Source organism: Cellulomonas cellasea (assembly GCF_006538745.1).
GTDB classification, from domain to species: domain Bacteria; phylum Actinomycetota; class Actinomycetes; order Actinomycetales; family Cellulomonadaceae; genus Cellulomonas_A; species Cellulomonas_A cellasea.
Map to the genome: position 1 here is coordinate 1 of NZ_BJLR01000032.1, position 21,866 is coordinate 21,866.

Sequence of the window (21,866 nt, forward strand, 5' to 3'; positions counted from 1 at the left end):
CGGCGAGCCGGCGGGAGCCCGGGGGCGCGACCGGCACCGGCACGTGCTCGGCGGCACCGGTCGGCGTGGCGTCCGTCATCGCTGCTGCTCCCGTGTCTCGGTGGGGCCGGTCCGTCCCGTCGGGCCGGTCGACCCGGAGGGCTGGTCCGGCCGGTCGGGCCGGTCGGGCCGGTCGGGCCGGTCGGGCCGCTCGGGCTGGTCGGGCCGGTCGGGCCGGTCGGGCTGGTCGGGCTCGTCGGGCTGGTCGGCGGAGTCCGGCTGGTGGGCCGGCCGGACTCCGCGCAGCGGGTCCGGGTGGTCGGCCGGGTGGTCGGCCGGGTCCCGCTGGTCGGCGCACAGCCTAGGGGCACCGCGACGGGGAACCGGGCGCGCCGGACGTGCAGGCCCGGGTTCCGGTGGTCCGGCGTGCCTGCGGCCGTGCGACGACCGGGCGGTTCAGCAGCCGCCCGTGGGCGTGGCGGGGGCTGCGCCGGTCGACGGTCGTTCGCAGTACTCGTAGACCTCCGCGGCCTGGAACCCGGCACCGAGGTAGAGCGCGCGGGCGCCGACGTTGTGCTCCTCGACCTGCAGGAACGCTCGCGTCGCCCCCCGGTCGGCCGCGTCGCGCAGCGCGAGCTCGGTGAGCCGGCGGCCGAGACCGCGGCGGCGACCGCGCTCGGCGACCATGAGGCACGACAGCCCGACCCACTCCCCGGCCGGTGCCGCGCGGATCACGCCGACCACCCCGTGCTCGTCAGACGCCGTGGCGTAGCGCGCAGCGGCGCCGCCGACGACCCGGCGGGCGAGGTCGAGGTCGACTCCGCCGCCCGCCTTGACCGCGAGCCAGCCCCGCAGCCAGTCGTCGTCGGGTGCGTCGGCGAAGGTGACGACGGGCTCGCCCGGCCGACGAGCCGCCGGTCCCGGCCGCGCGGCAGCGGTGCCGTCGTCGGTCCGCGCCGCCGCACCGTCGTCCTCCCGCGGGGGCGCCGCCACGGGCCGCACCAGCACGGACGTGCGGGAGACGGTCGTGTACCCGCGGGCCGCGAGCCTGCTCGCGAGGTCGGCCGGACGGCTCGCGGGGCACACCCGGAACACCGAGGGCAGCCCCGCCGTCGCGTACCGCTCCTCGACCGCGGCGATCGCGGCGTCGACGTCCGCCGGCTCCCCCCGCGCGACGACGCTGTTGGCCCGGCGCGTGAACCCGCCGGACAGCCCGAGCCGCCACGGTCCGACGTCGGCCGCCTCGACCGGGCGCCACGTCGACGTCTCGACCTCGGCGCCGGGCGCCTGCGGTGCGTCCCACACGTGCACGCGGACGTGCACGCCCTCGTGCTGCCAGTCGCGCGCGGGCACCGGGACGAAGCCGAGGCGCCGGTAGAGCCGCTGGGCCGACCGCATGGCGTCGAACGTCGAGAGGACGACGCGGCGGTGCCCGGACGTGACGGCGTGGTCGAGCGCCGCGCGCATGAGCGCCTCGGCGACCCCGCGCCGGCGCGCCTCCGGGGCGACGGCGAGCATCCGGATCTCGGCCTCGCCCGGCTCTGCGACCTCCGCGTAGGACGTGCCGGCCGGGGCGAGCGTCACGGTGCCGACGACGACTCCGTCGGTGTCGGTGCCCGCATCGGTGTCCTCGTCCCCGTCGGCCGGCTCGACGCCGGGCGCCGCCGGCACGAGGGCCACGAGCAGCACCGCCTCGCCAGCCCGGCGCTCCGCGTCCCGGAGCTCGACGGTGTAGTCGTCGTCCGGGCTCAGCAGGCGGTCCGCGTGGTAAGCCTCGGCCGTGAGCGCGCCCACGTCGCGCAGCTCGTGCACGCCGGTCGCGACGCGGACCCGCACGTCACCCACGCGGCAGCTCCTCGGCGTCGTCCGGCTCGTCGCCCGCGCCGTCGTGCGTGGCGCCCGCACCGTCGGCAGCGTGAGCGTCACCGCCCGCCACTGCAGCACCCGACCCGCCGTCGTCGGACCGGGCGTCGTCCGCCCCGGCGCCGTCCTCCGCCGTGTCGATCGCAGCAGCGTCCCCCGCCACGGCGGAGCCGTCGGCCCCGTCCTCGGATGCGTCCTCCGCCGGCGTGTCCCCCACCCCCGCGGGCCCGTGCTCGAGCAGCGCCACGAAGCCCGCCTCGTCCAGGATCCGCAGCCCGAGCTCGCGCGCCTTGGCCTCCTTCGACCCGGCGTTCTCCCCCACCACGACGTAGTCGGTCTTCTTCGACACGCTGCCCGACGCCTTCCCGCCGCGCGCGATGATCGCCTCCTTCGCGCCGTCCCGGCTCAGCCCCTCGAGGCTTCCGGTCACGACGACCGTGAGGCCGGTCAGCGTGCGCGGCACGGACGCGTCGCGCTCGTCGGCGAGCCGGACGCCGGCGTCGCGCCACTTCCGGACGATCTCGCGATGCCAGCGCTCGTCGTCGGACGCCGCGTCGGGCTGGTCGAACCACGCCCGGACCGCGGCGGCGATCGTCGGCCCGACCCCCTCGGTCGAGGCCAGCTCCTCCTCGCTCGCCGCCTCGATCGCGTCGAGCGAGCCGAACTCGGTCGCGAGCGCCCGGGCGGCGGTCGGCCCGACGTGGCGGATCGACAGCGCGACGAGCACGCGCCACAGCGCGGTGTCCTTCGCCTTCTCGAGGTTCGCGAGCAGGTTCTCCCCGACGGCGTTGAGGTCGCCTGCCTCGCGCTGGCGGCCCTTGACCTTGGACCTCGTCGAGAGCACGAACTGCGGGACGCGGCGCAGCGCGTCGGCGTCGAGCGCGAACAGGTCGCCCTCGTCGGTCAGGACGCCCGCGTCGAGCAGGCTCGCGGCGGCCTCCCAGCCGAGCGCCTCGATGTCGAAGGCCCCGCGCGAGGCGACGTGGAACACGCGCTCGCGCAGCTGCGACGGGCACGAGCGGCTGTTGGGGCAGCGCAGGTCGACGTCGCCCTCCTTGGCCGGCGCGAGCGCGGTGCCGCATGAGGGGCAGTGCGTCGGCATCTCGAACGCGCGCTCGGTGCCGTCGCGCAGGTCGACGACGGGTCCGACGATCTCCGGGATGACGTCCCCGGCCTTGCGGAGCACGACCGTGTCGCCGATGAGCACGCCCTTGCGCGCGACCTCGCTCGCGTTATGGAGCGTGGCCATCGCGACGGTCGAGCCGGAGACGAGCACGGGCTCCATGACGCCGTACGGGGTGACGCGCCCGGTGCGGCCGACGTTGACCCGGATGTCGAGGAGCTTCGTGTTGACCTCCTCGGGCGGGTACTTGTACGCGATGGCCCAGCGCGGGGCGCGACTCGTCGACCCGAGCCGGCGCTGCAGGGCGATCTCGTCGACCTTGAGCACGATGCCGTCGATCTCGTGCTCGACGTCGTGCCGGTGCTCGCCGTAGTGGTCGATCATCTGCTGCGCCTCGGGCAGCCCCGGGACCACGCGCGTGTGCCCGGACACGGGGACGCCCCATCCCGCGAGCAGGTCGTACACCTGCGACTGGCGTTCGAGGCCCACGCCGCCGGAGCCGGGGCCCCACCGCAGCGCCCCGATGCCGTGCGCGTACACCCGCAGGTCGCGGGACGCGGTCACGCGCGGGTCCTTCTGCCGCAGCGAGCCTGCGGCGGCGTTGCGGGGGTTGGCGAACGGCGCCTTGCCCGCGGCGACCTGTGCGGCGTTGAGGTCCGCGAACGCCTCGACGGGGAAGAACACCTCGCCGCGCACCTCGATGAGCTCGGGGTGCGTCGCCGGGTCCCCCGCGAGGACCTGCGGGACGGTGCTGATGGTCCGGACGTTGAGCGTGACGTCCTCGCCGGTCCGTCCGTCGCCGCGCGTGGCCGCGCGCACGAGCCGGCCGTTCTCGTAGAGCAGGGCGATCGCGAGCCCGTCGATCTTGAGCTCGCACAGGTAGTGCAGGCCGCCGTCGGGGACCGTCTCGAGGTCGCGGTGCACGCGCTCGGCCCACGCCGCGACGTCCTCGGCGGAGAACGCGTTGTCGAGCGAGAGCATGCGCTCGACGTGGTCGACCGCGGTGAACTCGGTCGAGAAGGTGCCGCCGACCTTCTGGGTGGGCGAGTCGGGCGTGCGCAGGTCCGGGTGGGCGTCCTCGAGCGCTTCGAGCCGGCGGAGCGTCTCGTCGTACTCGGCGTCGCTGATCGTCGGCGCGTCGCGCACGTAGTAGGCGAACTGTGCGTCGCGCACCCGGTCGGCGAGCTCGGTCCACTCGCGCTGCACCTCGGGCGGCGCGGCGTCGCGGGCCGCGCCCGGGGCTGCGGCGTCCTGCGACGCGGGGAGGTCGGCGGCGGGCGGGGTCGCGGTGCTCACCGGCACATCATCGCAACGCCCACCCACGCACCGCGCTCCCGGCGCGCGCGTCCGCAGACGCGCGCGAGCGGGCTCAGCCCCGCCGGCCCGCCACGAGCACCGCCGCGACGAGCCCGATGCCCCCGAGCGCCGCGACCGCCGCCCCGCCGAACACCGCGGTCGACGAGCGCTGCACGACGACCTCGCGCGCCTGGCCGTCGACGGTCCACGTGCAGATCGCCTGCGGCGGGAACGCGGTGTACCGGATGTCGGTGCCGTCGGCGGCAGCGTCGTACGCGGCGAGGCACGGCTCGTCGAGCACGGCCCCGGCGCGCAGCGTCCCGACCCCGAGCGAGATCCACAGCACGGCGAGCGTGAGGATCCCCACGAGCGCGACGCCCGAGCCGACGAGCAGCAGCAGCGCGCGACGGCGTGGCTCGAGGCGGGGGCTCGCGCCGGGTGCGCTCATGTCGGGGGTCATCCTTCGGCTCGCTCGGCGACGATCAGGGCGGCACGCACCGTACCGGCGAGCGCACCGCGGGCGTCGTCGGGGGTCGCGCCGGCACCGGCGGGCGGCGCGAGCACGACGACGTCGCGCAGCCGCTCGGCGGGCAGCCCGATGCGCCGCCACGGCTCGAGCAGCACGGCGGCCTGACCGGCGACGTCGGGTCCCGCGCACTGCGAGGACGCCTGCGGCGGGAGCTCGGCCCACAGCGCGGTGCCGCGCTCGACGAACTCGGCGACCCGCTCCCAGGCCCGCTCGTCGAAGCCGCCGACCGCGAGCGCGACGGCGTCGGCCCCGGAGTCGGCGACCGAGGCGATCGAGGACCAGGCCGACCCGCCGTGCACGACGACGCGCTCCGCCCCCGCGGCGCCGGCCCCGCGCAGCGCTCCGGTCACCGCGCGCAGCCGCTCGGCCGCGACCGGGGCGCGCACGGGCCGCAGCGCGGAGTAGCCGGAGAAGCTGGGCAGCACGCCCGCGACGACCTGCGCGAGCAGCGGCTCGTGCAGCACGACGGAGAGCGCCGCCCCGGGCACCGCGCGCCGGACCGCGGCCAGGTGCTCGACGAGCCCGGCCCCGAGCGACTCCGCGAGCTCGCTCACCGCGCCGGCGTCCGCCAGCACGCGGTCGCCGCGCGCGAGGTAGAGCGACGCCGCGAGCGTGAGCGGCCCGACGACGGGCACCACGAGCGGCCCGGTGTACCCGTGCGCGGCGACGGCGAGCACGTCGAGGCCCTCGCGCACGAGCGCCCGCGCCCGCGACTCGTCGTGGCCCGGTCGATCGGCGAGCTTCCAGCCGTGCACGCCGAGCTCGACGGGCATGTCGACGAGCAGCGCCGCGGCCTGCGCGGTGGCGTCCGCCCACGGACCGCGCGCCGGCAGTCGCACGAGGAACGGCAGCCCGTCGAGCCCCTCGGGGGTGTCCGCGAGGTCGCCGACGACGACGCTCTGCGCGTCGAGCAGGTCCTCGCCGGGCCAGACCGGGTGCCCGCTGACGCCCGTCACGCGCGGTGCGCCGGGGTCGTCGCCGCGTCGGGCGTCGGCGCCTCGGGAACCGTGACCGCGGGAACCGGCACCGCGGACGTCCGCACCGCGGGCGTGGTGGACGCCACCGTGGCCTGGCCGAGCACGCGCGTGCCGTCGTACAGCACGAGCGACTGGCCGGGCGCGACGCCGTGCAGCGAGCGCTGCGGGCCGTCGACGGTCACGTCGACCTCGACCGCCCCGCCGTCGAGCACCCGGGCGCGCGCCGCGACGGGCACGCCGTGCGCGCGCACCTGCACGGCGCACCCGAACCACCCGGGGCCGGGCTCGGTGAACCAGACGGCCTGCTCCCCCGCGATGCCCGCGACCTCGAGCGCCTCGACGGGCCCGACGACGACGCGCCGGTTCACCGGCTCGACCGCGAGCACGTACCGGGGCCGCCCGTCGGGCGCGGGCCGTCCGATCGCGAGGCCCTTGCGCTGCCCGACGGTGTACGCGTACGCCCCGTCGTGCGCGCCCAGGACCGTGCCGTCGGCGTCGACGATGTCGCCGGGCTGCGAGCCGAGCCGGTCGCGCAGGAACCCCTGCGTGTCCCCGTCGGCGACGAAGCAGATGTCGTACGAGTCGGGCTTGGCCGAGACCGAGAGCCCACGCGCGGCGGCCTCGGCCCGCACCTCGTCCTTGGACGTGACCTCGCCGAGCGGGAACATCGCGCGGGCGAGCCGGTCGGGGCCCATCACGGCGAGCACGTACGACTGGTCCTTGGCGGCGTCGCGGGAGCGGTGCAGCTCGCGCGTGCCGTCGGGGCGGGTCACGACGCTCGCGTAGTGGCCCGTGCAGACCGCGTCGAAGCCGAGCGCGAGCGCCTTGTCGAGCAGCGCCTCGAACTTGATGTGCTCGTTGCAGCGCACGCACGGGTTGGGCGTGCGGCCCGCGGCGTACTCGCTGAGGAAGTCGGCGACGACGGTGTCCTCGAACCGCTCGGACAGGTCCCACACGTAGTACGGGATGCCGAGCACGTCGGCGGCGCGCCGCGCGTCGCCGGCGTCCTCGATCGAGCAGCAGCCGCGCGAGCCGGTGCGGAACTGGTCGCGCGTGCGCGAGAGCGCCATGTGGACGGCGACGACGTCGTGCCCGGCGTCGACCGCGCGTGCCGCGGCGACGGCCGAGTCGACGCCCCCGGACAGGGCCGCGAGGACGCGCATCAGCGGGCCCCGCTCGGCTGGCGGTGCCCACGGTCGGCGCGGTCGGACCGGCCCGCGAGGCCCGCGGCTCGCGCCCGGTCGACGACCCCGGGCAGCGCGGTCAGCAGCGCGTCGACGTCGGCCCGCCTCGAGGTGTGGCCGAGCGAGAACCGCAGCGCGCCGCGCGCGTCGTCCTCGTCGACCCCCATCGCGAGCAGCACGTGGCTCGGTCGCGGGACGCCCGCCTGGCACGCCGACCCCGTCGAGCACGCGACGCCGGCCGAGTCGAGCAGGTACAGCAGCGAGTCGCCCTCGCAGCCGGGGAAGGTGAAATGTGCGTTGGCGGGCAGCCGCCGGGCGGCGTCCTCGGGGCCGCGCAGCACCGCGCCCGGGACGGCCGCGCGCACGCCCGCGACGAGCGCGTCCCGCAGCTCGGTGAGCCGCTGCGCGGTGGCCTCGCGGGCCGCGACCGCGGAGTCGACGGCGACCGCGAACGACGCGATCGCGGGCGCGTCCAGCGTCCCCGAGCGGACCCCGCGCTCCTGCCCGCCGCCGTGCAGGACGGGCGTGAGCTCGAGCCCGCGGCGGGCGAGCAGCGCCCCGACGCCGCCGGGGCCGCCGACCTTGTGCCCGCTGACGGTGAGCGCGTCGAGCCCCGACGCCGCGAAGTCGACCGGCACCTGGCCCACGGCCTGGACCGCGTCGGCGTGCACCGGGATGCCGTGGCGGCGCGCGAGCGAGACGACGTCGTGCAACGGCTGCAGCGCTCCCACCTCGTTGTTCGCCCACATCACGGAGATCAGCGCGACCTGCTCGGCGTGCTCGTCGAGCTCGGCCCGCAGCGCGTCGAGGTCGAGCACCCCGTCCGCGTCGACCGGCAGGAGCACGATCTCGGCACCCGCGTGCTCGGCCATCCAGAAGGCGGGGTCGAGCACCGCGTGGTGCTCGACCGCGGAAACGAGGATGCGCCGGCGCGAGGGGTCGTGCGTGCGCCGCCCCCAGAACAGCCCCTTGACCGCGAGGTTGTCCGCCTCGGTGCCCCCACCGGTCACGACGACCTCGCTCGGGCGCGCGCCGAGGGCGGCCGCGAGGCGCTCGCGCCCCTCCTCGACGGTGCGCCGCGCCGCCCGTCCGGCGGCGTGCAGCGACGACGGGTTGCCGGTCCGGACCAGGTGCTCGGTGAGGACGGCGACCGCCTCGGGGAGCATCGGCGTGGTCGCCGCATGGTCCAGATAGACACTCACCTGCACGAGTGTACGAACCGCGCTGGCAGGATGTGTGCGTGAGTCCCGACGCCGTCTACCCCTCGCCGCTCGCCTTCAGCGGTCAGCGCCTCGACTGGCGCGACCTGCCGCGGGCCGTGCGCGCGCGCATCGCGGAGCTCGCGGGGTCCCAGGTGAGCGCCGAGACGAGCGCGACGACGGGGTTCAGCCCGGGTTTCGCGGCGGTCCTCGAGCTCGCGGACGGGCGCGGGGTGTTCGTCAAGGCGGTCTCCCCGGAGCAGAACCCGACGTCGCCCGAGTTCGCCCGCGCCGAGATCCGTGCGGCGGCGGCGCTCCCGCCCGAGGTCCCCGCGCCGCGGCTGCTGTGGTTCGACGAGGACGGCGACTGGGTCCTGCTGGGCTTCGAGGTCTCGCACGGGCGCCCGCCGCTGCTGCCGTGGGACCCGGAGGAGCTCGCGCTCGTGCTCGACGCGCTCGTGCCGCTGGCCCACGCCCAGCCGCTGCCCGGCCACCGGCTGCCGCGCACGGACGACCTGCTCGCGCCCGACTTCACCGGCTGGCGCTCGCTCGCCCGGTGGCCGCAGGACGAGCTCGAGGGCGCGGCACGCCTGGCCGGCGACCTCGGCCGGTGGGCGCACGAGCACCTCGACGACCTGGTGCGGTGGGAGCAGGACGCGCTGCGGGTGTGCGCGGGCGACGCGCTCGTGCACGGGGACCTGCGGGCCGACAACATCATGATCGACCGGGACCGGAACCGGGTCGCGCTCATCGACTGGCCGCACGCGAGCGTCGGGGCCCCGTGGCTGGACCTGGCCTTCATGCTCCCGAGCATCGCGATGCAGGGCGGCGGAGACCCGCAGGAGATCTTCTGGTCGCACCCGGTCTCCGAGGGCGTCAGCCCCGCGGACCTGCGCGCCGGTCTGGCCGGGCTCGCGGGCTTCTTCGCGTACGGGTCGCTGCAGCCGGCGCCCCTGGGGATCCCGAACCTGCGCCGGTTCCAGCGGGCGCAGGGCGCGCAGGCGCTCGCGTGGCTGCGGGACCTCGCCTGACCTGCTCGGCGCGAAACTTTCGCATGTGAGCGCGCTCATCGCCGCCCCAGCTCGACACGCCAGGACCGCCGGGTAGCCGACGCCGCGTCCGCCCGGGACTGACGAGATCACCCGATGCCGCGCGATGGCCCCTCGTCCGATCTCCACCGGTGAAGATCGCACCAAAGGGTTTCAGCACCTCGACACGCCTCCGCGGCGCCCGGACGCTCGGGTCGACCGGGAAGGATCCCGGGAAGAAGGGCGATAGTTTCGCGGTCTCCTCGATGGCGAGGCGTCGCCTCCACCTGGAGGGAGAGCCCTGGTGACCAGATCGGGCCGCTCGAAGAACCGCTCGACGGTCGTCGTCCTGGCGGTGGTCGCGCTCGCGGCCGCCGCGGCGGTCGCCGACATCCCCCGCGCCGGGACCGCCCACGCGGCGCCGTTCGCGTCCGCCGTCGAGAACGAGGGCGCCGGCTGCGCGGTGCCGGCCCTCCCCGACGCCGGCTCGCTGCCGACGAACGCGAGGCTCCCCGACCCCTTCCAGCGGCTCGACGGCACCCGCATCGCCTCGCGCGCCGACTGGCGGTGCCAGCGCGAGCTGACCCGGCGGCTCGCCGAGAGGTTCGTCTACGGCGAGAAGCCCGCGAAGCCGACCGTCTCCGGGACCGTCTCGCGGACCGGCATCACCGTGAACACGTCTCACCAGGGCCGCAGCTCGAGCTTCTCCGCGAAGGTCGACCTCCCGAGCGGCACCGGCCCGTTCCCCGCCGTGATCGTCTACGGCAGCTTCGGCGGCGACACCGCCACGATCAAGGCCTCCGGCGCCGCCGTGATCAGCTACGACCCCTACGCCGTCGGCAAGGAGGGCACCGGGCGCGCGAACAAGCAGGGAGCGTTCTACACGCTCTACGGCTCGTCGAGCAGCACGGGCCTCCTGATGTCCTGGGCGTGGGGCGTGAGCCGGATCATCGACGTGATCGAGCAGTCGGGCGGCACGATCCTGAAGGCCGACGCGACCGGCGTCACCGGCTGCTCGCGGTTCGGCAAGGGTGCCTTCGTCGCGGGAGCGTTCGATCAGCGCATCGCGCTCACGATGCCCATCGAGTCGGGCAGCGCAGGCGTGCCGATCTTCCGCGGCATCCCCGGCGAGGGCGCCCAGAGCCTGAGCAGCGCCTACGGCGAGCAGCCCTGGCTCGGCGACGCGTTCGGCACGTTCACGGGCGGCCCGGCCCGGCTGCCGATCGACACCCACCAGGTCGTCGGGCTCGTCGCCCCGCGCGGGCTGCTGATCATGGACAACCCGCACATCGCCAACCTGGGCCCGCGGTCCGCGAGCGTCGCTGCGCTCGGCGGCGCGGAGGTCTACCGGGCGCTCGGCGCGGGCGAGAACATCACCTACTGGTCCGACGTGCAGGACGGCAGCCACTGCGCCAACCGCGCCGAGTGGCGCACGCCGCTGCAGCAGAGCATCCAGAAGTTCCTGCTCGGCACGGGCAGCGCACCGGGCGCGATGCGCATCTCGAGCCGCGCGCAGGGCAACCTCGCGGAGTGGCGCACCTGGCAGACGCCGACCCTCCCCGCGGGCCCCGAGCCGACGCCCACGGTGACCGCGACGCCGACCCCCACGGTCACCCCAGAGCCGACGCCCACCCCGACGCCCACCTCCGAGCCGACCCCGACCACGGACCCGGGGGCCGTCTGCACCGCGACCACGTCCGTCCAGCAGTGGAACGGCGGGTTCGTGGTGAGCGTGCGCGTGACCGCCGGCTCGGCGGCCATCCGCGGCTGGGACGTCGGCCTGACGCTCCCGGGCGGCGCGGCGATCACGAACGTCTGGAACGCCGAGCGCAGCGCGGCCTCGGGGGCGGTCCGGCTGAGCAACGTCGCGTGGAACGGCGCCCTCGCCGCCGGGCAGGCGACCGAGCTCGGCTTCCAGGCCACGGGCACCGGGAGCGGGATCAGCGCGACCTGCACGGCCCGCTGACCGACGACGACGGGCCGGTGCGACGGGGTCACCCCCACCGCACCGGCCCGTGCGTGCGTCGCGCGCCGGGCGGTCAGCCCTGGAGCCGCCGCAGCTCGGCCGCGGTCTGCGGCAGCACGGTGAAGAGGTCGCCCACGATGCCGTAGTCCGCGATCTCGAAGATCGGCGACTCGGGGTCGGAGTTCACGGCGACGATCGTGCCCGACGACTGCATCCCGCCGCGGTGGTGCACCGCGCCCGAGACGCCCGCGCCGATGTAGAGCTTGGGGGCGATCGTGACGCCGGTCTGGCCGATCTGGGCGTCGTGCCCGATCCAGCCCTCGTCGGTCGCGACGCGCGTGGCGCCGACCGCTCCGCCGAGCACGTCGGCGAGCTCCTCGACCGCGGAGAAGTCGCCGTTGGTGCCGCGGCCGCCGACCACGACGACCTGCGCCTCGCCGAGCGCCGGGCGGTCGGACGCGACGCGCTCCGTGTGCTCGACGACGCTCGCCCGGCCGGCCGCCTCGCTCACGGCGACGATCAGCCGCTCGATCGCGGGGACCGTCGCGGCGTCCGCGGGGACGGGCTGCACCGAGTTGGCCTTGAGCGCGACGACCGCGAGCGCGGTGCGGATCGCGCAGCGCGTGGTCCACGTGCCCGCGAACACCGTCTTGGCGGCCACGACGCGGCCCTGGTCGTCGACCTCGGCGCCCGAGGCGTCGACGACGACCCCGGCGCGCGCCGCGACACCGACGCGCGCGGCGACCTCCTTGTTCTCGAACGACGAGGTCAGCAGCAGCGCCGCGGCGCCGGTGCCGGCCGCGAGCGCCGTGAGGCCCTCCGCGACGACCGGGCTGAGCCGCGCGTCGGCGGACCCGAGGTCGAGCACGTGCACGGCCTCGACGCCGTGCTCGCCGAGCTGGGCGAGCGTGGCGTCGTCGGGCCCGGCGGCCGCGGGGGTGCCGGCCGCGGCGACCCACGCGCCGTGCACCGGGCCGAGGCTGCGGGCGATGGTCAGGAGCTCCAGGACGGTCGTGCGCAGGGCGCCGGTCGACGCGTGGTCGAGCAGCACGAGCACGGGGCCGGTCAGGGTCGTCGTCATGATGGTGCGGTCCTCCGGGACTCGGTGCTCAGACCAGCTTGTTCTCGACGAGCCACGCGGCGAGCCGCAGGCCCGCCTCGCCGTCGTCGTTGACGAGCACGCGGTTCTCGCGCGGCGGGCGCGGCGCGGCCTCGACGACCTCGGTCCACGCGGCGTCGCCGCCGACCGACGCGGGGTCGACGCCCAGGTCGGCGAGCGTCAGGACGTCGACGGGCTTCTTGCGGGCGGCCATGATGCCCTTGAAGTTCGGATAGCGCGGGTCGTTCGCCTGGTCGGTGACCGAGACGAGCGCCGGGAGCGGCGCGGTGAGCACCTCGCTCGCGTGGTCGAGCTCGCGGCGCACCGTGACGGCGCCGTCGGCGACGGTGAGCTCGGCGGCGAGCGTGAGCTGCGGCAGGTCGAGCTCCGCGGCGAGTGCGCTCGGCAGCAGCGACGTCAGGCCGTCGAGCCCCGCCATGCCCGTGACCACGAGGTCGACGGGCGCGTCCGCGCCGATTCGGCGGATCGCGGCCGCGAGCACCGTCGCGGTCCCGAAGACGTCCGACCCGGCGACCGCGTCGTCGAGCACGTGAACGGCCTGCTCGGCACCCATCTGCAGGCCCTTGCGGACCGCGTCGACCGCGTCGTCCGGTCCGACCGTGAGCGCGACCACCTCCCCGCCGTGCTCCTCGACGAGCGCGAGCGCCGCCTCGAGGGCGTTCTCGTCGAGCTCGTTCAGCGTCCCGTCCCCCTGGTCACGGACGACGCGACCGTCGGGTCCGAGCGCCCGCTCCGACTGGATGTCCGGCACGTGCTTGACGCACACCACGATTCTCACGCGCGGAACGTTACCCGCACCGGCCGAGGTCACCCACCGGGTGTCCAGTGCCGGAAACGTCGGGGGTTCACAATGGGCGCCGTGCACCACGCCGAACCGCCCCTGGACCCCGCCGCCCGCCGCCGCCGGCCCGTGCCCCCGCTCGGCGTCCACGTCGTCGACGGGGGCGTGAGCGTCGCCGTGCGCGCGCCGCACGCGCACGCCGTCGACCTGTGCCTGCTCGACCCGGCGCCGGGCGGCGCCGACACCCCGTGGGCGGAGCGCCGGGTCCGCCTCGACGGGCCCGAGCACGGCGTGTTCTGGGCCTACGTCGACGGCGTCGCGCCCGGTCAGCGGTACGGGTTCCGGGCGCACGGCGCGTGGGACCCCGTCGGCGGCCACCGCTACAACCCCGCGAAGCTGCTCGTCGACCCGTACGCGCGCGGGCTCGTCGGCGACGTCGCGCACCGGCCCGAGACGTACGGGCACGTGGTCGGCGACGACCTGGTGGGCGACCCCTACGGTCCGGCGGACCCGCGCGACTCCGCGGCGCACGTGCCGCACGCGGTCGTCGTCGACACCGGCGCGGTGCGCGCGCTGTCCCCCGACCCCGCGGCCAACCGCCCGCACGTGCCGTGGCCCGAGACGGTCGTCTACGAGGCGCACGTGCGCGGGCTCACGCAGCGGCTGCCCACGGTGCCGCCCGAGCTGCGCGGCACGTACGCGGGCCTCGCGCACCCCGCGACGCTCGACCACCTGCTCTCGCTCGGCGTCACGGCGGTCGAGCTGCTCCCGGTGCACGCGTCCGCGTCGGAACCGCACCTGCTCGACAAGGGGCTGACCAACTACTGGGGCTACAACACCCTCGGGTTCTTCGCGCCGCACGCCGCGTACGCGACGCAGGCCGCGCGCGACGCCGGCCCGGCCGCGGTGCTCGCCGAGGTCCGCTCCGCCGTGCACGCGCTGCACGAGGCCGGGCTCGAGGTCCTGCTCGACGTGGTGTACAACCACACGTGCGAGGGCGGGCTGCCCGGGCAGCACCTGAGCTGGCGCGGGCTCGACAACGCGCGCTGCTACCTGCACGACGGCGGCTCCCCCGCGGCGCTCGCGGACATGACCGGGACCGGGAACTCGCTCGACTTCCGCCGCCCCGAGGTCGTCCAGCTCGCGCTCGACTCGCTGCGGTACTGGGCCGACGAGATCGGTGTCGACGGCTACCGGTTCGACCTCGCGGTGACACTCGGGCGCGGTCGCGACGGCTTCGACCCCGACCACCCGTTCCTCGTCGCGCTCACGACGGACCCGAGCCTGCGCGGGCTCAAGCTCGTCGCGGAGCCGTGGGACGTCGGCCCCGGCGGCTGGCGCACCGGGCACTTCCCCGCGCCCATGGCCGAGTGGAACGACCGGTTCCGCGACGCGGTGCGCTCCTTCTGGCTCGCCGACCCGGCCCGCGCGGCGCACGGCCTGCCCGGGCACCGGGTCCGTGCGCTCGCGACGCGCCTCGCCGGCTCGGTGGACCTGTTCGGGCACGGCGACCCGCCGCTCGCACGCGGGCCGGTCGCGTCCGTCAACTACGTCACGGCGCACGACGGCTTCACGATGGCCGACCTCGTCGCCTACGAGCACAAGCACAACGCCGCGAACGGCGAGAACAACCGGGACGGGTCGAACGACAACCGCTCGTGGAACCACGGCATCGAGGGCCCGCTGCGCGCGGACTCGGTCGGCGCCGACATCCTGCCGCTGCGCCGCCGCTCGATCCGCAACCTGTTCGCGACCCTCGTGCTCGCCGCGGGGACGCCCATGATCACCGCGGGCGACGAGCTCGGGCGCACGCAGCTGGGCAACAACAACGCGTACTGCCAGGACGGCGAGCTGTCCTGGGTCTCGTGGGACCTCGCCCCCTGGCGGCAGGACCTGCTCGCGACCGCGCGACACCTGCTGCGCCTGCGCCGGGAGAACGCGGCGCTGCGCACGACGCGGTTCTACACGGGCGCACCCGTCACCGACGGCGGCCCGCCGGACCTCGCCTGGTACGGGCCCGACGGCGTCGAGCTCGACCACGCGCGGTGGCACGACCCGTCGATCCGCACGCTCCAGATGGTCCGGGCCGCGGCCGACGGGGGCCGCAGCGTCCTGCTCGCGGTCAACGGCGCGCTCGACGCGGTCGAGGTCGCGCTCGCCGCCGCGCCGGGCACCGGCTGGGAGCTCGCGTGGGACTCGACGTGGGAGCGACCCGACGAGCTGAGCGCCGCCGCGATCAATGGTGGCCTGCACCCGGCGCACGGCGAGCGCGTGCTCCTCGAGGCGCTCAGCATGCGGGTGTACCTCGCGCGCAGCCCGCACTGACGGGGGCTCCCGCACACCGCTGACCAGCGCCTTTTATCACGATTCGCCTGGTCCCGCGCCGTAGTAGGTTCCGGCGCCGGACGGGCCGTGGTGCCCGTCCCGCGACGACGGCACGACGGGAGACCACCGCACGATGATGGGCGCGAACCACGCGGCGACCGGGGCCGCGGCCTGGTTCGCGGTCGCCGGGTCCGGGCCGTTGATGCTCGGCTGGTACCCCGTGCACTCGAGCGGGCTGCTGATCGGCGCGGCCGTGTGCGCCGGGGCGGCGATGCTGCCCGACGCCGACCACCACGCGGGGACGATCAGCCACTCGCTGCCCCCGCTCTCGCGCCTCGTGACGCGCGGGGTCGCGCACGTCTCGGGCGGGCACCGGCACGGCACGCACTCGCTGCTCGGGATCCTGGTGTTCGCGGCCCTCGGCGCGCTGCTCGGCGCCGTGCGGGTACCGAGCGCGATCGGGCACCTCGCGGTCGGCGCGGGCGTGATCTCGCTGCTGCTGGTCGCCTACGCCGCGAAGGCGCTGCGCATGACGAGCGACGCCACGTGGCTGCGCTCGTGGCTGCTCGCCACCGGGGTCGCCGCCGCGATCACGGTCTTCGCCCCCGAGGACCCGACGTGGCTCGCGGTGTGCGTCGGGCTCGGCGCCGCGGTGCACGTGCTCGGCGACGCGCTCACGACCGGCGGCGTCCCGCTGCTCTGGCCGTGGACCCCCGACCCGCCGCGGTGGTGGGCCCGCAACCGGGTGCTGCGGCGCGTGTGGCAGAGCAACGGCTGGGGCGGGGTGCCCGTGCTCGGCCGGACCGGCTCGGTGCGCGAGTGGCTGCTCGCGGTGCCGGTGAGCCTGTACGCGTCCTACGGGCTCGTCGTGGCGTTCGTCGGGATGCTCGAGTCGGCGTCGCGGTGGCTGCCCGCGCGCGTGCTCGCGGAGCTCACGGGCTGACCGGGGCGCGGTCGCGTCGTGACCGAGGGGCCTGCGCCCCCTCCACCCGGCCGCCCCGGCGCCCGGGTCAGGCCGTCGGGACGCCTGCGCCGCGGGCCTCCTCGGCGCCGCCGTCCTCGTCGTCGGAGAGGGGGACCAGCGAGAGCGCGACCGTGAGCGCACCGAGGACCGCAGCGGCACGGGTGTGGGCGAACCGCACCCCCGCGGCGGCGCGCGCCTCACCGCGCCGGAAGAGCCAGCGCTCGGCGGCGACCGTCCCGACGACGGAGGCGGCGCCGGCGACGGCGAGAACGCCGAGTGCGACGAGGCGGCGGCGGGACGCGCCGGACAGCGACGGGTCCGCACCGGCGGCGTCGTCGGCACCGGGGCCGTCCGCACCCGGGAGGCCGTCCGCGCCGGGGGCGCCGTCCGCGCCGGGGAGGCCCTCCCCGCCCAGGCCGTCCCCGCCGGGCAGGCCGTCCGTGCTCACGGACCGCTCGGACGACGCGGCGGCGTCGTCGGCGTCGGCCGCGGCAGCCCGGCGCGCCGCGCGCTCGGCGAGCAGCTGCGGGACCTCGACGGCGAAGGACGCCGCGGCGATGCCGGCCTTCGCCCAGCCGCGCGCGGTGCGGGAGGAGATGACGTCGGGGGTCGCGTAGTAGGCGGTGGTGGCCAGGCCGGAGGCGAGGGCGGTCAGGACGCGGGACGCTGTGCGGGTCGTCGTCATGGCTCCCATCGTCGGGGGCCGTCGCGCCGCGCACATCCACCGCGCGCCCGACCCGGTGCCGCGCAGGCATACGCCTCAGGAGCGACCTGCGCCGCGGGTAGGGTGCCCGCATGACGGACAACGCCGACGTCGTGGTCATCGGTGCGGGCCTCGCCGGGCTCGTGGCCACCGCCGAGCTCACGCGCGCCGGGCGCCGGGTGCTCCTGCTCGACACGGAGCCGTCGTCGGGCATCGGCGGGCAGGCGTGGTGGTCGTTCGGCGGGCTGTTCCTCGTCGGTTCCCCCGAGCAGCGCCGCCTCGGCGTGCACGACTCCGCGGAGCTCGCGCTCGCCGACTGGCTCGGCTCCGCGGGGTTCGCGGCCGACACCGGCCCGGGCGGCCCCGACCACCACGGCCGCGCGTGGGCTGAGCGCTTCGTCGACTTCGCGGCCGGCGAGATGCGGCCCTGGCTGCACGGGCTCGGGGTCCGGTGGTTCCCCCTCGTGCAGTGGGCCGAGCGCGGCGGCGGCCTCGCGGGCGGCCACGGCAACTCCGTCCCGCGCTTCCACGTCACGTGGGGCACCGGGCCGGGGATCGTCGAGCCGTTCGCCCGGGCGCTCCTCGACGCGCACCGCGCCGGCCTCGTCGACGTGCGCACGCGCCACCGCGCGACGGGTCTCGTGGAGCGCGACGGGCGCGTCGTCGGCGTGCGCGGCGACGTCCTCGCACGGCACGCGGTCGAGCGGGCGGTGCCGAGCTCGCGCGAGGTCGTCGGCGGCTTCGAGGTGTCCGCGAGCGCGGTCGTCGTCGCGACGGGCGGCATCGGCGCGAACCACGACCTCGTCCGCGCGACGTGGCCGGCGACCGCGGGCCGGCTCCCGGAGCGGATGCTCTCGGGCGTCCCGGACTCGGTCGACGGCTCGGGGATCGTCGCCGCACGGGACGCGGGCGCCGCCGTCGTGCACACCGGCCGCATGTGGCACTACCCCGAGGGCATCACCAACCACTCCCCGGTGTGGGGACGGCACGGCATCCGCATCCTCGCGGGCCCGAGCTCGCTGTGGCTCGACGCCGACGGTCACCGGCTGCCCGCCCCGCTGTTCCCGGGCTTCGACTCCCTCGGGGCGCTCCAGCACATCGCCGGCCGCGGCGACGACCACTCGTGGTTCGTCCTCGACAAGACGATCCTGGGCTCCGAGTTCGCGCTGTCCGGCTCGGAGCAGAACCCCGACCTGACCGGTAAGGACGTGCGCCTGCTGCTCCAGCGGGTGCTCCCGGGCGCGGTCGGGCCGGTCGAGGCGTTCGCCGAGGAGTCCCCCGAGTTCCTGTGGGCCGAGACCCCCACCGCGCTCGCGGCCCGCATGAACGCCCTGACCGGCACGCGCCGCATCGACCCCGACGCGCTCGAGCGCACGATCCGCGAGCGTGACCAGCAAGTCGCGACCGGGCTCGGCAAGGACCACCAGGTCGTCGCGACCGCGATGGCGCGCCGGTACGTCGTCGACCGCGTGATCCGCGTCGCGAAGCCCCACGCGATGCTCGACCCGGCGCACGGGCCGCTGCTCGCGGTGCGCCTCTCGGTGCTCACCCGCAAGACCCTCGGCGGGGTGCTCACGGACGCCTCGGCGCGCGCCCTGCGCCCCGACGGCACCGTGCTGCCCGGGCTGTGGGCGGTCGGCGAGGCGGCGGGCTTCGGCGGCGGCGGCGTGCACGGCCACCGCGCGCTCGAGGGCACGTTCCTCGGCGGCTGCCTGCACACGGGCCGGGTCGCCGGGCGCGCGCTGGCCGCCGAGCTCGGGGACTGACCCTTCGCCCGAGCAGTCAGCCCGTCCGGCCACGCCTACGCACGTCACCCGGCCGCCGCGGACAGCCGTAGGGCCCGCCGCCGGGATGCGGCAACGGGCCCTACGGGACGAGCGGTGCGGTCAGGACGCGGCGTTGGCGACGAGCCCCACGTCGGCGATCGAGCTCAGGCCCTTGTGCTTCGGGACGACCCGCACGGTGTACCCGAACGGCCCCGACGCGTCGAGGCGGACGTCGCCCGAGAACGCGTGGCGCCCGGCCTCGAACGTCTCCGACGGCTCGAGCGCGGCGACGGTGAACGAGCCGAGCTCGTCGGCCTCGGACACCTTGCCGTGCACGACCTGCACCTCGACGTCCTGCGGGCTCAGCTCGCCGAGCGAGATGTACGCCTTGACGTGCAGCGTGTCGCCGACCTTCGCGACCTCGCCAACGCCCCCGGACTCGACGTGGTCGACGCGGACCTGCGCCCAGCCCGTGCGGACCTTGCTCTTCCACGCGGCGAGCTCGCGTGCGCCGTCGAAGTCGGCCGAGCCGTTGAGCGAGCGGCCGCCGGCCGCGGCGGGGACGTACAGGTGCTGCACGTAGTCGGCGACCATGCGCGTGGCCTGGACTTTCGGGCCGAGCGTCGCGAGCGTGTGGCGCACCATGCTCAGCCAGTGCACCGGCAGGCCCGAGTCGTCACGGTCGTAGAAGCGCGCGGCGACCTGGTTCTCGATGAGGTCGTAGAGCGCGGACGCCTCGAGGTCGTCACGGCGGTCGGGGTCCTCGACGCCGTCGGCCGTCGGGATCGCCCAGCCGTTCTCGCCGTCGAACCACTCGTCCCACCAGCCGTCGAGGATCGAGAGGTTGAGGCCGCCGTTGAGCGCGGCCTTCATGCCCGACGTCCCGCACGCCTCGAGCGGGCGCAGCGGGTTGTTGAGCCACACGTCGCAGCCGGGGTAGAGCGTCTTGGCCATCGCGATGTCGTAGTTCGGCAGGAACACGATGCGGTGCCGGACGTCGGCCTCGTCGGTGAACCGGACGAGCTGCTGGATGAGCCGCTTGCCCTGGTCGTCGGCCGGGTGCGACTTGCCCGCGATGACGAGCTGCACGGGCTTGTCGGGGTCGAGCAGCAGCGAGCGCAGGCGCTCGGGGTCGCGCAGCATGAGCGTCAGGCGCTTGTACGTCGGGACGCGGCGCGCGAACCCGATCGTCAGCACGTCGGGCGACAGCACGTCGTCGACCCAGCCGAGCTCGGCGGGGCTGGCCCCGCGCTGCTTCCACGACGCCCGCAGGCGCGAGCGCGCGTCCTCGACGAGCTGGGCGCGCAGCGTGCGGCGCAGCTCCCACAGGTCCCGGTCGCTCACGCCGTCCTCGCGCAGCCAGCCGTTGCCGGTCGCGATCTCGTCGGCGCTGAGGGCCCGTGCGGCCACGTCGACGAGCCGGCGGTCGACCCACGTCGGGGCGTGCACGCCGTTCGTGATCGAGCTGATCGGCACCTCGGCGTCGTCGAAGCCCGGCCACAGCCCGCTGAACATCCCGCGGGAGACGGCGCCGTGCAGCAGCGAGACGCCGTTCGCGCGCCCGCCGAGCCGCAGGCCCATGAGCGCCATGTTGAACAGCAGCGGGTCGCCGCCCTCGTGGTCCTCGGCGCCGAGCGCGAGCACGCGCTCGACCGGGAGCCCCTCGACCGCCCGGTCGCCGCCGAAGTACTGCGCGACGAGCTTGGCCTCGAACCGGTCGATGCCGGCGGGCACGGGCGTGTGCGTCGTGAAGACGGTCGCGGCGCGCACGGCCTCGAGCGCCTCGTCGAAGCCGAGGCCCTTCTCGGTCACGAGCTCGCGGATCCGCTCGACGCCGAGGAAGCCGGCGTGGCCCTCGTTCATGTGGAAGACCTCGGGCTCCGGCGCGCCGGTCAGGCGCGACCACAGCCGCAGGGCCCGCACGCCGCCGACGCCGAGCAGGAGCTCCTGCTGGAGGCGGTACTCGCCGCCGCCGCCGTACAGGCGGTCGGTCACGCGGCGCGCGGCGTCGTCGTTCTCGGGGACGTTCGAGTCGAGCATGAGCAGCGGGACGCGGCCGACGGCGGCGCTCCACACGTGCGCGTGCAGCACGCGCCCGCCGGGCAGGTCGACCGTCACGACGGCGGGCGTGCCGTCCTCCTCGCGCACGAGCGTGAGCGGGAGACCGTCGGGGTCGAGCACCGGGTAGGTCTCGACCTGCCAGCCGTCGCGCGTGAGCGACTGCTTGAAGTACCCGGCGCCGTACAGGAGCCCGACGCCGACGATCGGCACCCCGAGGTCCGAGGCGCTCTTGAGGTGGTCGCCCGCGAGGATCCCGAGGCCGCCGGAGTACTGCGGGAGGACCGACGTGATGCCGAACTCGGGAGAGAAGTAGGCGATCGACGTGGGCAGGCTGCCGCGCGCGTCGTCGCTCTGCTGCTGGTACCAGCGCGGGGCGCTGAGGTAGTGGTGCAGGTCCTCGACGGTCTCGCGCACCCGCTGGACGAACGCCTCGTCGCCCGCGAGCGCGGCGAGCCGTTCCGGGGCGAGGGCGCCGAGCAGCGCCACCGGGTCGCGCCCGACCTGGGTGAACAGGTCGCGGTCGATCTCGGCGAACAGGTCGCGCGTGGGCGCGTGCCACGACCATCGGAGGTTGTGGGCGAGCTCGTCCAGGTCACCGAGCTCGACCGGCAGGAGGGTACGGACCGTGAATCGTCGGATGGCTCTCACCTGCCCGAGCGTACGCAGGTCGCAGGCCCGGCACACCCCACCCACGTCACGGGCGTGTGAACGGGTGAGCGCCCCGGTGCCGGGACACGCGCCAGCGGATGCCCGCACCGGGAAGGAGTGGATAGGTTCGTCGTGTGACGCAGACACCTCCCCCGACCGGCCCGGACGCTGCCGCAGCGACCCCTCGGCCAGCGCGCACCCGGACGCCTCGCGCCGCGCCCCCGCGCACGCCGGACCCCTCGCCGGCCGCACCTGCGGCAGCCCCGGCCGCGGCGCCGAGGAGGCGGACCGCAGCGCCCGCCGCCCCGTCGCCCGCGTCCGCGGCACCCGCGGCTCCGGCCCCCGCTCGCCGGC

General features: G+C 76.1%; 15 protein-coding genes. 5 read left to right on the forward strand and 10 right to left on the reverse strand.

Annotated elements, in window-relative coordinates; translation table 11 throughout:
* Nucleotides 1–435: 435 nt before the first annotated feature.
* The 6 genes from CCE01nite_RS16985 to CCE01nite_RS17010 all read right to left on the reverse strand — a co-directional run bounded on the left by CCE01nite_RS16985 (nucleotide 436) and on the right by CCE01nite_RS17010 (nucleotide 8,153).
* A complete protein-coding gene (locus CCE01nite_RS16985) occupies nucleotides 436–1,824 on the reverse strand; it encodes a GNAT family N-acetyltransferase (RefSeq protein WP_034629024.1) in 1,389 nt (462 codons plus the stop codon).
* A complete protein-coding gene (gene ligA, locus CCE01nite_RS16990; protein ID WP_169744014.1) occupies nucleotides 1,817–4,261 on the reverse strand; it encodes an NAD-dependent DNA ligase LigA in 2,445 nt (814 codons plus the stop codon). The genes CCE01nite_RS16985 and ligA overlap by 8 nt, the downstream gene beginning before the upstream one ends.
* 73 nt (nucleotides 4,262–4,334) lie before the next feature.
* Nucleotides 4,335–4,709 carry a hypothetical protein gene (locus CCE01nite_RS16995; RefSeq protein ID WP_141372731.1) on the reverse strand — a complete coding sequence of 125 codons (375 nt, stop codon included), beginning with the start codon at nucleotides 4,707–4,709 and terminating at the stop codon, nucleotides 4,335–4,337.
* A gap of 8 nt (nucleotides 4,710–4,717) precedes the next feature.
* Nucleotides 4,718–5,746 carry a uroporphyrinogen decarboxylase/cobalamine-independent methonine synthase family protein gene (locus CCE01nite_RS17000; RefSeq protein WP_034629013.1) on the reverse strand — a complete coding sequence of 343 codons (1,029 nt, stop codon included), beginning with the start codon at nucleotides 5,744–5,746 and terminating at the stop codon, nucleotides 4,718–4,720.
* Nucleotides 5,743–6,930, reverse strand: coding sequence for a tRNA 2-thiouridine(34) synthase MnmA (gene mnmA / locus CCE01nite_RS17005; protein ID WP_141372732.1), 1,188 nt, complete (start codon nucleotides 6,928–6,930; stop codon nucleotides 5,743–5,745). Before mnmA ends, CCE01nite_RS17000 begins: the two co-directional genes overlap by 4 nt.
* Nucleotides 6,930–8,153, reverse strand: coding sequence for a cysteine desulfurase family protein (locus tag CCE01nite_RS17010; protein WP_084142640.1), 1,224 nt, complete (start codon nucleotides 8,151–8,153; stop codon nucleotides 6,930–6,932). Before CCE01nite_RS17010 ends, mnmA begins: the two co-directional genes overlap by 1 nt.
* Nucleotides 8,154–8,191: 38 nt before the next feature.
* On the opposite strand from CCE01nite_RS17010, the gene CCE01nite_RS17015 reads away from it, so the two are divergent.
* On the forward strand, nucleotides 8,192–9,181 hold the full coding sequence (locus CCE01nite_RS17015; RefSeq protein ID WP_034629035.1) for a phosphotransferase family protein: 990 nt from the start codon (nucleotides 8,192–8,194) through the stop codon (nucleotides 9,179–9,181).
* Nucleotides 9,182–9,482: 301 nt separating this feature from the next.
* Complete coding sequence (locus CCE01nite_RS21860; protein WP_211254546.1) at nucleotides 9,483–11,144, forward strand: glucuronyl esterase domain-containing protein; 1,662 nt, start codon at nucleotides 9,483–9,485, stop codon at nucleotides 11,142–11,144.
* A gap of 73 nt (nucleotides 11,145–11,217) precedes the next feature.
* Here CCE01nite_RS21860 and CCE01nite_RS17025 read toward each other — a convergent pair whose 3' ends face one another.
* Together CCE01nite_RS17025 and CCE01nite_RS17030 are read right to left on the reverse strand one after the other, a co-directional pair.
* A complete protein-coding gene (locus CCE01nite_RS17025; RefSeq protein WP_034629039.1) occupies nucleotides 11,218–12,225 on the reverse strand; it encodes an electron transfer flavoprotein subunit alpha/FixB family protein in 1,008 nt (335 codons plus the stop codon).
* Nucleotides 12,226–12,253: 28 nt separating this feature from the next.
* The gene (locus CCE01nite_RS17030; protein ID WP_034629041.1) at nucleotides 12,254–13,042 is read right to left on the reverse strand and encodes an electron transfer flavoprotein subunit beta/FixA family protein; all 789 of its coding nucleotides are present in this window, start codon (nucleotides 13,040–13,042) and stop codon (nucleotides 12,254–12,256) included.
* A gap of 72 nt (nucleotides 13,043–13,114) precedes the next feature.
* Between CCE01nite_RS17030 and glgX the strand changes: the two genes are divergently transcribed.
* Both glgX and CCE01nite_RS17040 read left to right on the forward strand, forming a co-directional pair.
* A complete protein-coding gene (gene glgX / locus CCE01nite_RS17035) occupies nucleotides 13,115–15,370 on the forward strand; it encodes a glycogen debranching protein GlgX (RefSeq protein ID WP_052104040.1) in 2,256 nt (751 codons plus the stop codon).
* 133 nt (nucleotides 15,371–15,503) lie between these two features.
* Nucleotides 15,504–16,313, forward strand: a complete 810-nt coding sequence (locus tag CCE01nite_RS17040) for a metal-dependent hydrolase (RefSeq protein ID WP_052104043.1) — start codon at nucleotides 15,504–15,506, stop codon at nucleotides 16,311–16,313.
* Nucleotides 16,314–16,380: 67 nt separating this feature from the next.
* On the opposite strand, the gene CCE01nite_RS17045 is transcribed toward CCE01nite_RS17040, so the two are convergent.
* Nucleotides 16,381–17,019: a hypothetical protein gene (locus tag CCE01nite_RS17045; protein WP_141372733.1), complete on the reverse strand. Its 639-nt coding sequence runs from the start codon at nucleotides 17,017–17,019 to the stop codon at nucleotides 16,381–16,383.
* Between the two features lie 110 nt (nucleotides 17,020–17,129).
* On the opposite strand from CCE01nite_RS17045, the gene CCE01nite_RS17050 reads away from it, so the two are divergent.
* Nucleotides 17,130–18,803: an FAD-binding dehydrogenase gene (locus CCE01nite_RS17050; protein ID WP_141372734.1), complete on the forward strand. Its 1,674-nt coding sequence runs from the start codon at nucleotides 17,130–17,132 to the stop codon at nucleotides 18,801–18,803.
* A gap of 120 nt (nucleotides 18,804–18,923) precedes the next feature.
* On the opposite strand, the gene glgP is transcribed toward CCE01nite_RS17050, so the two are convergent.
* Complete coding sequence (glgP, locus tag CCE01nite_RS17055; protein ID WP_141372735.1) at nucleotides 18,924–21,512, reverse strand: alpha-glucan family phosphorylase; 2,589 nt, start codon at nucleotides 21,510–21,512, stop codon at nucleotides 18,924–18,926.
* Nucleotides 21,513–21,866 lie beyond the last annotated feature (354 nt).

Coding starts and splice junctions, on each gene's coding strand:
- CCE01nite_RS16995 (WP_141372731.1), bottom strand. CDS start 4,709: ATGAGCGCACCCGGCGCGAGCCCCCGCCTCGAGCCACGCCGTCGCGCG.
- mnmA (WP_141372732.1), bottom strand. CDS start 6,930: ATGCGCGTCCTCGCGGCCCTGTCCGGGGGCGTCGACTCGGCCGTCGCC.
- CCE01nite_RS17025 (WP_034629039.1), bottom strand. CDS start 12,225: ATGACGACGACCCTGACCGGCCCCGTGCTCGTGCTGCTCGACCACGCG.
- glgX (WP_052104040.1), top strand. CDS start 13,115: ATGGGCGCCGTGCACCACGCCGAACCGCCCCTGGACCCCGCCGCCCGC.
- CCE01nite_RS17040 (WP_052104043.1), top strand. CDS start 15,504: ATGATGGGCGCGAACCACGCGGCGACCGGGGCCGCGGCCTGGTTCGCG.
- CCE01nite_RS17045 (WP_141372733.1), bottom strand. CDS start 17,019: ATGACGACGACCCGCACAGCGTCCCGCGTCCTGACCGCCCTCGCCTCC.
- CCE01nite_RS17050 (WP_141372734.1), top strand. CDS start 17,130: ATGACGGACAACGCCGACGTCGTGGTCATCGGTGCGGGCCTCGCCGGG.